This is a genomic window from Isoptericola sp. NPDC057391, from assembly GCF_042668085.1.
In the GTDB taxonomy this organism is placed as follows: Bacteria; Actinomycetota; Actinomycetes; order Actinomycetales; family Cellulomonadaceae; genus Isoptericola.
The window spans coordinates 1-8,915 of record NZ_JBHVBO010000169.1; the positions used below are offsets into that span (position 1 = coordinate 1).

At 73.0% G+C, this 8,915-nt stretch carries 9 protein-coding genes; 4 read left to right on the top strand and 5 right to left on the bottom strand.

What is annotated here, in order from left to right; all coding sequences use genetic code 11:
* Window positions 1-270: 270 nt before the first annotated feature.
* From tal to pgl, 4 genes are all read left to right on the top strand, one after another.
* The gene (gene tal / locus ACFUVW_RS17135) at window positions 271-1,389 is read left to right on the top strand and encodes a transaldolase (RefSeq protein WP_430572526.1); all 1,119 of its coding nucleotides are present in this window, start codon (window positions 271-273) and stop codon (window positions 1,387-1,389) included.
* A 78-nt stretch (window positions 1,390-1,467) separates the two neighbouring features.
* Entirely contained in the window at window positions 1,468-3,009 is a 1,542-nt protein-coding gene (gene zwf, locus ACFUVW_RS17140; RefSeq protein ID WP_430572527.1) for a glucose-6-phosphate dehydrogenase, read from the top strand.
* An 82-nt stretch (window positions 3,010-3,091) separates the two neighbouring features.
* On the top strand, window positions 3,092-4,036 hold the full coding sequence (gene opcA, locus ACFUVW_RS17145; protein ID WP_430572528.1) for a glucose-6-phosphate dehydrogenase assembly protein OpcA: 945 nt from the start codon (window positions 3,092-3,094) through the stop codon (window positions 4,034-4,036).
* Window positions 4,033-4,818 (top strand): 6-phosphogluconolactonase, encoded by a 786-nt coding sequence (gene pgl / locus ACFUVW_RS17150; protein WP_430572529.1) that lies wholly within the window; start codon window positions 4,033-4,035, stop codon window positions 4,816-4,818. The genes opcA and pgl overlap by 4 nt, the downstream gene beginning before the upstream one ends.
* Window positions 4,819-4,822: 4 nt before the next feature.
* Here the strand turns inward: pgl and ACFUVW_RS17155 are convergent, their stop codons facing one another.
* The 5 genes from ACFUVW_RS17155 to ACFUVW_RS17175 all read right to left on the bottom strand — a co-directional run bounded on the left by ACFUVW_RS17155 (window position 4,823) and on the right by ACFUVW_RS17175 (window position 8,797).
* Entirely contained in the window at window positions 4,823-5,719 is an 897-nt protein-coding gene (locus ACFUVW_RS17155; RefSeq protein ID WP_430572530.1) for a phenylalanine 4-monooxygenase, read from the bottom strand.
* 74 nt (window positions 5,720-5,793) lie between these two features.
* Window positions 5,794-6,159 (bottom strand): RNA polymerase-binding protein RbpA, encoded by a 366-nt coding sequence (locus ACFUVW_RS17160; protein ID WP_430572531.1) that lies wholly within the window; start codon window positions 6,157-6,159, stop codon window positions 5,794-5,796.
* A 146-nt stretch (window positions 6,160-6,305) separates the two neighbouring features.
* Entirely contained in the window at window positions 6,306-6,548 is a 243-nt protein-coding gene (secG, locus tag ACFUVW_RS17165; protein ID WP_380326827.1) for a preprotein translocase subunit SecG, read from the bottom strand.
* 194 nt (window positions 6,549-6,742) lie between these two features.
* Window positions 6,743-7,510 carry a triose-phosphate isomerase gene (tpiA, locus tag ACFUVW_RS17170; RefSeq protein WP_430572533.1) on the bottom strand — a complete coding sequence of 256 codons (768 nt, stop codon included), beginning with the start codon at window positions 7,508-7,510 and terminating at the stop codon, window positions 6,743-6,745.
* An 87-nt stretch (window positions 7,511-7,597) separates the two neighbouring features.
* Entirely contained in the window at window positions 7,598-8,797 is a 1,200-nt protein-coding gene (locus tag ACFUVW_RS17175) for a phosphoglycerate kinase (RefSeq protein ID WP_430572532.1), read from the bottom strand.
* Between the last annotated feature and the right edge of the window lie 118 nt (window positions 8,798-8,915).

Sequence of the window (8,915 nt, forward strand, 5' to 3'; positions counted from 1 at the left end):
GAATCACGGAGAAGTCCCGGGGCGCTGACTACATCGAGGTCATGAAGTCCAACCTCGCCGCGCTGCAGAAGGCCCTCGGCGCGAAGTGACCCGCACCACCCGCACCACTTGTGACGTTCGGATCGGAGGCGCTCATGCCGGAGCGTGAGAGCACCCCCCGCGAGGCCGCCCCCCGGCCCGCCCAGGAGGCCGTCATAGCCCTGCGCGGCGCCCCACCCGGCCCCTGTCGAGACCTCCCGTGCAGGGGCTTCCGACCTGGAAGGACGTCCGATGACGCAGAGCACCGTCCCCGCACCGATCACCGACCTGACCGGCGCCGGGGTGTCCATCTGGCTCGACGACCTGTCGCGGGAACGCCTGCGCAGCGGCAACCTGGCGGCCCTCGTGGCCGAGCGGGGCGTCGTCGGCGTGACGACGAACCCGACGATCTTCGCCAAGGCCCTGTCGAGCGGCGACGCCTACGACGCGCAGCTGTCCGAGCTCGCCGGCTCGGACGTGGACTCTGCGGTCGAGACCATCACCACCGACGACGTGCGCGCCGCCGCGGACCTGCTGCGCCCGGTCTACGACGCCACCGACGGCGTGGACGGCCGCGTGTCGATCGAGGTCGACCCGCGCCTGGCGTACGACGCCGACAAGACCGTCGTCGTGGCGGAGCGCCTGTGGCGCACCGTGGACCGCCCGAACGTCTTCATCAAGATCCCGGCGACCGTGCCCGGCCTGGACGCGATCTCGCGCACCCTCGCCCAGGGCATCAGCGTCAACGTCACGCTGATCTTCTCGATCGAGCGCTACCGCGCCGTCATGGAGGCGTTCGCGATCGGCCTCGAGCAGGCGCGCGCCGACGGCATCGACCTCGGCCCCATCGGGTCGGTCGCGTCGTTCTTCGTCTCGCGGGTCGACTCGTCGGTGGACGCCGCCCTGGAGAAGATCGGCACGCCGGAGGCCCTCGACCTGCGCGGTCAGGCCGCCGTCGCGAACGCCCGCCTGGCGTTCGAGGCCTACGAGCAGTTCGTGGGCACGGACCGGTGGCGTTCGCTCGCGGCGTCCGGCGCGCACCCGCAGCGGCCGCTGTGGGCGTCGACCGGCGTGAAGAACCCGGAGTACCCGGACACGCTGTACGTGTCCGAGCTGGTCACCGACGGCGTCGTGAACACGATGCCCGAGCCGACCCTGCAGGCGTTCGCCGACCACGGCGTCGTCACGGGCGACACGGTCCGCGGCACCGCGGGCGCGGCGCGGCGCACGATCGAGACCATCGAGTCCCTCGGCGTCTCGCTCACCGAGGTCACCGACCACCTCGAGACGGACGGCGTCCGCAAGTTCGAGGACTCCTGGACGGAGCTCCTCGACACCGCGTCCGCCGGGCTGAAGGCCCAGGGCGCCTGAGCCCTCCCCGGGGGGCGCCACGGCGCCCCCGGGTCCGCACCACCTCCCGCCCGCACGACGAAGAACGGTGCCCACCTCGTGAGACCGGCCAAGATCACCGCCGAGCACAACCCCCTGCGCGACCCCCTCGACCTGCGGCTCCCCCGCATCGCCGGCCCCAGCGGCCTGGTCATCTTCGGGGTCACGGGCGATCTGTCGCGCAAGAAGCTCATGCCCGCCGTCTACGACCTGGCGAACCGCGGGCTGCTGCCGCCCGGCTTCGCGCTGACGGGCTTCGCCCGCCGCGACTGGGCCGACCAGGACTTCGCGCAGGTCGTGCACGACGCCGTCAAGGAGCACGCCCGCACGCCGTTCCGCGAGGCCACCTGGCGCCAGCTCGCCGAGGGCATCCGCTTCGTGCAGGGCTCGTTCGACGACGACGCCGCGTTCGAGCGCCTGCGCCAGACGGTGGAGCAGCTCGACGCCGAGCGCGGCACCGGCGGCAACCACGCCTTCTACCTCTCCGTGCCGCCCAGCGCGTTCCCGGTGGTCTGCCGCCAGCTGTCGGAGTCGGGGCTGTCCAAGTCCTCCCCGGACGCGTGGCGCCGCGTCGTCATCGAGAAGCCCTTCGGGCACGACCTCGAGAGCGCGCGCGAGCTCGACGCCGTGGTCTCCCAGGTCTTCGACCCGGAGTCGGTGTTCCGCATCGACCACTACCTCGGCAAGGAGACGGTCCAGAACCTCCTCGCCCTGCGGTTCGCGAACCAGATGTTCGAGCCGCTGTGGAACAGCAACTACGTCGACCACGTGCAGATCACGATGGCCGAGGACATCGGCATCGGCGGCCGCGCGAGCTACTACGACGGCATCGGCGCCGCCCGCGACGTCATCCAGAACCACCTGCTGCAGCTCCTGGCGCTGGTCGCCATGGAGGAGCCCGTCAACTTCGACGCCGACGCGCTGCGTGCCGAGAAGATCAAGGCCCTCTCCTCGGTGCGGCTCCCCCGCGACCTTGGCCGCCACACCGCCCGCGGCCAGTACGCCTCCGGATGGCAGGGCGGCGAGAAGGTCGTCGGGTTCCTCGAGGAGGAGGGCTTCAACCCCGACTCCACGACCGAGACCTTCGCCGCGGTGAAGCTCGAGATCGACAACCGGCGCTGGGCCGGCGTGCCCTTCTACCTGCGCACGGGCAAGCGCCTCGGCCGCCGCGTCACCGAGGTGGCCGTCGTCTTCAAGAAGGCGCCGCACCTGCCGTTCGAGTCGTCGCTCACGTCCGACCTGGGCAACAACGCGCTGGTCATCCGCGTGCAGCCCGACGAGGGCGTCACCCTCCGGTTCGGCGCGAAGGTGCCCGGCACCGCGATGGAGGTCCGCGACGTCACGATGGACTTCGGCTACGGCCACTCGTTCACCGAGTCGTCCCCCGAGGCGTACGAGCGCCTCATCCTCGACGTCCTCCTCGGCGACCCGCCGCTGTTCCCGACGCGCGAGGAGGTCGAGCTCTCCTGGAAGATCCTCGACCCGGTCACCGCGTACTGGGCGGGCAAGGGCAAGCCGGAGCAGTACGCCTCGGGCACCTGGGGCCCGGCGTCCGCCGACAAGATGATGGCCCGCGACGGCCGCTCGTGGCGGCGCCCGTGAGGCCCGGCCCCGCCCCGGACGACGCCCCAGGCGGCGCGGCGAGCCGCCCCCACCCGTGCCGCTTCCACCGAGGAGAGCCCCGATGATCATCGACATGCCGGACACGACCACGAACGCGGTCGGCAAGCGGCTCGCCCACCTGCGCGACGAGGGCGGCGCGGTGGCCCTCGGCCGGGTCCTCACCCTCGTCGTCGTCGCGGAGGAGGCCGACATCGAGGACTCCGTGCGCGCGGCCAACCAGGCCAGCCACGAGCACCCGTGCCGGGTCGTCGTGGTCGCGCCGCTCGCGCAGCGCGACCGCTCCGCGCCGCGGCTCGACGCCGAGATCCGCGTCGGCGGCGACGCCGGCGCCTCGGAGGTCGTCGTGCTGCGCGCCGGCGGGCCGATGCTCGACCACACCGACACGCTCGTCATGCCGCTGCTGCTGCCGGACGCGCCCATCGTCGTGTGGTGGCCGACCGGCGGGCCGGACGCCCCCTCGCAGGACCCGATGGGCGCGATGGCGCAGCGACGCATCACGGACACGACGACGGCGGCCGACCCGGTCGCGATGCTGCACCGTCTGGCGGGCACGTTCAGCCCGGGCGACACCGACCTCGCGTGGGCGCGAGTCACCCTGTGGCGCGGCCTCATCGCGGCGGCGGTGGAGCAGCCCCCGTTCGAGCCCGTCACCGCCGTGACCGTCGAGGGCCAGGAGCAGCACACGTCGCTCGACCTGCTGGCCGCCTGGCTCGGCCAGCGTCTGCGCTGTCCTGCCACGGTGGTGCGCACCGACAGCGACGACGCCATCACCCGCGTGACGCTGGAGCGCAAGAGCGGTCCGATCGTGCTCGACCGCCCCGACGGCCGCGTCGTGTCGATCACGCAGCCCGAGAAGCCCGAGCGCCGCATGGCGCTGCCCATCAGGGCTCTGAGCGAGGCCCTCATCGAGGAGCTGCGGCGCCTCGACCCCGACGAGCTCTACGGCGAGGTGCTCACCAAGGGCATCACGCGGGTCGAGACCGTCAAGGCGAAGGCCACGGCGTGAGCGCGCCGCTCGTCGTCGTCCACCCGGACCCGGACGTCCTCGCGGAGGCCGCCGCCGCCCGGTTGCTCACCCGCCTGCTCGACGTGCAGTCGGTCCGCACGCCGGTGCACGCCGTGCTGACCGGCGGCACCGTGGGCATCAAGACGCTCGAGGCCGTGTCCGCGAGCCCGCTGCGCTCCGCCGTGGACTGGTCCGGGGTGCACCTGTGGTGGGGCGACGAGCGGTTCCTGCCCGACGGCGACCCGGACCGCAACGAGACCCAGGCACGTGCCGCGCTCGTGGACGCGCTGGTCGCGGACTCCGGCCTGCCCGCCGACCACGTGCACGCGATGCCGGCCCGCGGTGCCGTGGACGCCGGCGACATCGTCGAGACGCCGGAGCAGTCGGCGGCGGCCTACGCGGCCGAGCTCGCGGCCTTCGCCGCGCCGGCTCCCGGCTCGTCGGAGCCGGCCGTCCCGGAGTTCGACGTGCTGCTGCTCGGCATGGGGCCGGACGGCCACGTCGCCTCGCTGTTCCCCGGGCACGACGGGCTGGCGGCCCGCGGCGCGACCGTCGGCGTGCACGGCTCCCCGAAGCCGCCGCCGGAGCGTGTCTCGCTCACCTTCGACGCCCTGCGGAGGGCGCGCGAGGTGTGGGTCGTCGCGGCCGGCGCCGAGAAGGAGGCCCAGGCCGCCGCGGCCCTCGCCGGCGGTGCGGTGACCGACGTGCCGGCGGCCGGGGCACGCGGCACCGAGCGCACGCTGTGGCTCCTCGACGCCGCCGCGGCCGGCCCGGCCGCCTGACCTGCTAGCTCGCCGACCGATGCCGGTCGGCGAGCAGGCGGGCGGGCGTCTCGTCGTCGAACTCGGCGAAGAACTCCCCCACCCGCTCGGTGAGCTCGCTCATCCCGTCGCACGCGAACAGGGTGGGCTGGTAGTGCGAGATGTCGTACTCCACGGTGCCCATCGAGTAGAAGTCCAGCGGCAGGATGGTGGCGCCGCGGAACTCCTCGATCTCGCCGTACGAGGACAGCAGGCCCGCGCCGTAGGCACGCAGCTCCCCGTCCTCGTACATCACCCCGAACTCGATGGTGAACCAGAAGACGTCCGCCACGAACTGCAGCCCCTCGGCCGTCTCGCACCGCCGTGCCGCCTCGCCCGCCCGTCGCTTGATGTCGGCGATCGCCGGGTTCGCGAGCAGGTTCCCGTGCCCGACGACCTCGTGGATGATGTCCGGCTCGGGGGTGTACAGGGGCTGAGACCCGTGGCGCAGGTACTGCGTGGAGTGGAAGACGCCGTCGGCGAGGGACCCGTAGAACTGGTCCAGCGGCACCAGCCCGGCGGCCGGGTGCAACCGGAAGTCGCTGAGCGGCTCCAGGCCGGCGCTCACCTCGTCGAGCTGGGGCACCCGGTCGGTCGGCAGGCCGAGGGCCTCCTTGCCCTCGAGGTACCCGCGGATCGCCAGGCGCTCGTGCTTGGGCGCGAGCTCGGCGCACACGGTGCGCCAGATCTCGTTCTCCGCGTCGGTGTACTCGACGCGGGGCACCGGATCGCCCGGCGACCACCGCAGGGCGGGGCCGGCGATGATCTCCCGCCTGCGCCGGTACTCCGGGTCGTTCGCACCGGGGTGGTCGTCCGCGAGGTGCACCGTGACGCCGTGCTCGTCCTCGGTGACGGGGGCGTAGAGCTGTCCTTCCTCGAACATGCGGCCAGACTACGCCCGGCGCCTCCGTCTCGACAGGTGGACGCCCGGTGGTGCCGCCGCTCCACCCGGCGCCGTCAGCTCGCCTGGCGCAGCCCCGTCCGCCGCGCCCGCAGCGTCGCGAGCGCCTCCTCGAGCAGGGCGGCACCGTCCGCCTCGGAGCGGCGTTCCTTCACGTAGGCCAGGTGCGTCTTGTACGGCTCGTTCCGCGCCGGCTCCGGCGGGTTGGCCGCGTCCAGCCCGGCCGGGAAGCCGCAGCGCGGGCAGTCCCAGAACTCCGGAGGCTCGACGTCCTCGTTCGCCGAGAAGCTCGGCGTCGTCTCGTGCCCGTTCGCGCACCAGTACGAGACCCGCACCCGGGGTGCCGCCTCGCCGCGCTCGGACTCTCCCAGCGGACCCGCGCCCACGCGCGAGCCCCGGATCGCATGACCGGCTGTAGCCACGTCCTGTCGTCCTCACCTTCGACTCAGTGGGCGTACGCCCACGGACGATCTTCGTGAACCGTCGGGCCGGGCTCGCCGCCCGGCCCCGTTGCCCCCGCACCGGCCGAGCCTCGGCCCGGGCCGGTGACGGTCGCGGTCGTGCCTGCTCAGCTCACCTTCGTGATGAGGCCCAGCAGCACGATCACGACGAACCAGACGAGCGCGAAGCTCACCGTGATCCGGTTGAGGTTGCGCTCGGCGACGCCGGAGCTCCCGGCGGCGCTCGAGATGCCCCCGCCGAACATGTCGGACAGACCGCCGCCCTTGCCCTTGTGCATCAGGATGAGCAGGGTCAGGAAGGCGCTGGTGATCACCAGGAGAACCTGAAGGATGATCTGCAATACGTCCACGGTGTCCTCGGCTGTCCTCGTTCGTCGTCCGTCCCGCGGGGCGGGCTTCTGTCCGTCACCCGGCCAGGACGTCGTCCTGGCCGGGTCAAGAGTAAGTGACGGACGCCTCTCGAGGCGAACACCGATGTTTCCATCGGGTGACGATCTCGGGAGGCGTCCGTCGTGCGGGCCGGGCCCGCCGTGGTGGTCTCGCGTCAGGCGACGTGCGACTGGTATCGCGCGATCTTCGCGAACTCGACCGGGTCGAGGCTCGCGCCGCCGACCAGCGCGCCGTCGACGTCGGGCTGCGCCATGATCTGCGCGACGTTCCCCGACTTCACCGAGCCGCCGTACAGCACGCGCACGCCGGCGGCGAGCTCCGCGTCGTACAGCTCGGCAAGACGGCCGCGGATCGCACCGCAGACCTCCTGCGCGTCCTCGGGGGTCGCCACCTCGCCGGTGCCGATCGCCCACACGGGCTCGTAGGCGATGACGACCTTCGCGGCCTGCTCCGCCGGCACGTCCGCGAGCGCGGCGTCGACCTGCGCGAGCGTGTACGACACCTGCTCGCCCGCCTTGCGCACGTCCAGGCCCTCCCCGACGCACAGGATCGGCACGAGGCCGTGCTCGAAGGCGGCGCGCACCTTGGCGTTCACCAGCGCGTCGTCCTCGGCGTGGTACTCGCGCCGCTCGGAGTGCCCGACCGCCACGTACGTGCAGCCCAGGCGGGCCAGCATCGGGCCGGAGACCTCGCCCGTGTAGGCGCCGGACGCGTGCGTCGACAGGTCCTGGGCGCCGTAGCGCACCTCGAGCTTGTCGGCGTCCACGAGGGTCTGCACCGACCGCAGGTCGGTGAACGGCGCCAGGACGGCGACCTCCACGGCCTCGTAGTCGTGCTTCGCGTCCTTGAGCGTCCACGCGAGCTTCTGCACCGCGGCGATCGCCTCGGTGTGGTCCAGGTTCATCTTCCAGTTGCCCGCCATCAGGGGCGTGCGGGTGGTGGCCACGATGGGCTCCTCGTTCTCTCGTGCTGGTGGGAGGGGTCGGCCGGCGACGGGCGCCGGGGTGCGTCAGTCGGCGAGGACCGCGAGGCCCGGGAGCTCCTTGCCCTCGAGCAGCTCCAGGCTGGCGCCGCCGCCCGTGGAGATGTGGCTGAAGCCCGCCTCGTCGAAGCCGAGCGCGCGCACGGCCGCGGCCGAGTCGCCGCCGCCCACGATCGAGAACGCGCCCGCCGCGGTCGCGTCGACGATGCCCTGCGCGACGGCGCGGGTGCCCGCGGCGAACGCGTCGAACTCGAACACGCCCATCGGGCCGTTCCACACGACCGTCTTCGCGTCTGCGAGCCGCTCCGCGAACAGCGCGCCGGACTCGGGGCCGATGTCCAGGCCCATCGTCCCGTCGAGGATCTGGTCGGCGGGCACGGTGCGGTGGGGCGCATCGGCGGCGAACGAGTCGGCGGCGACGATGTCGGTGGGCAGCACGATCTCCACGCCCGACTCGGCGGCCTGGGCGAGGTAGCCCTTCACGGTGTCCACCTGGTCGGCCTCGAGCAGCGACGAGCCCACGGAGTGGCCCTGCGCGGCGAGGAAGGTGAAGACCATGCCACCGCCGATGAGCAGCCGGTCGGCCTTCGTGAGGAGGTTCTCGATCACCCCGAGCTTGTCGGAGACCTTCGAGCCGCCCAGCACGACGGCGTACGGCCGCTGCGGGTCCGTCGTGGCACGCGAGAGCGCCTCGACCTCCTTGAGGACGAGGTCGCCCGCGGCGGACGGGAGCAGCTTCGCGACGTCGTAGACCGACGCCTGCTTGCGGTGCACGACGCCGAAGCCGTCGGAGACGAAAGCGTCGGCCAGCGCGGCCAGCTCGCCCGCCAGCTCCGCGCGCTCCGCGTCGACCTTCGAGGTCTCGCGGGCGTCGAACCGGACGTTCTCCAGGAGGGCCACCTGACCGTCGGCCAGGGCGGCGACGGTCTCCTGGGCCGACGGGCCGGTCACGTCGCCCGCCAGGGCCACCTCCTGGCCCAGCAGCTCGCCGAGGCGCGCGGCCACGGGCGCCAGGGAGTAGTCGGGGTTCGGCTCGCCCTTGGGGCGGCCGAGGTGGGCCGTCACGACGACGCGCGCGCCGGCGTCCGTGAGGCGCTGCAGCGTGGGCAGCGCGGCCTTGATCCGGCCGTCGTCCGTGATGGTGGTGCCGTCGAGCGGCACGTTGAAGTCCGAGCGGACGAGGACGCGCTTGCCGCGCAGCTCGCCCAGGGTGTCGAGGGTCTTCATGGGGCACACCTGTCCGTCAGGGCCCGGGCGTGTGCGGCGCGACCGTCTGCGTCCGCACGTCCTGGGCCGGGGTGATCTGGTCCGTACATGACGACGTCCGCGTGCGCCGCCGGAGATC